At 68.8% G+C, this 500-nt stretch carries 1 protein-coding gene; it reads right to left on the bottom strand.

What is annotated here, in order from left to right:
• Positions 1-82: 82 nt before the first annotated feature.
• A complete protein-coding gene (locus tag ABE472_RS18835) occupies positions 83-298 on the bottom strand; it encodes a hypothetical protein (protein ID WP_102787997.1) in 216 nt (71 codons plus the stop codon).
• Positions 299-500: the final 202 nt, after the last annotated feature.

Genomic DNA, 500 nt, shown 5'->3' with positions numbered 1-500 from the left:
GTGGGCTTCATCTGTTGTGTATTAGAGCCAGCCCAGAATGAGCCGCCGGCCTGGGGCCGGCACTACCCGATCCCATTCTTGTTCAGGCCGTTGCGACGCGCCCGCCACCCAGCAGCCGCGCCGGAAGCATCAACAGCGCACGCAGGAAGGCAAACAGCGCCGAGAACGTGATGCCGACCAGGCGGAACGGCAGGCTGACCAGCCACACCAACGGCCACGCCACCAGGGCCAGGAGCGCCAGCGGCCAGCACAGCACGAACAGCAGGCACCACACGCCCAAGGCGAACAGGGTCTTCATCGTTGGTCTCCGTTGACGGCACCCTGCCGCCCGGAGACCACCATCGCGCCCTGCCCGGGCGCACTGCAACGGGTTTGCGACGAAGCCCAGGATGCGCCGATGAAACGGCAGTGGCGACCCCCGGCGGGCGCGGGCCCCAGAAGGGGGCCCCGGGGGCCGCCCGCCGCCCGCCCCACCCAAAAACCAACCGCCGTAAAAAAAC

This window comes from Stenotrophomonas sp. TWI809, from assembly GCF_039673205.1.
Lineage (GTDB): Bacteria > Pseudomonadota > Gammaproteobacteria > Xanthomonadales > Xanthomonadaceae > Stenotrophomonas.
This window is presented reverse-complemented; position numbering and strand designations above follow the sequence as displayed.

What these genes read in the sequence shown, in the direction of transcription:
- ABE472_RS18835 (WP_102787997.1), bottom strand. Translation starts at nt 298, where the DNA reads ATGAAGACCCTGTTCGCCTTGGGCGTGTGGTGCCTGCTGTTCGTGCTG.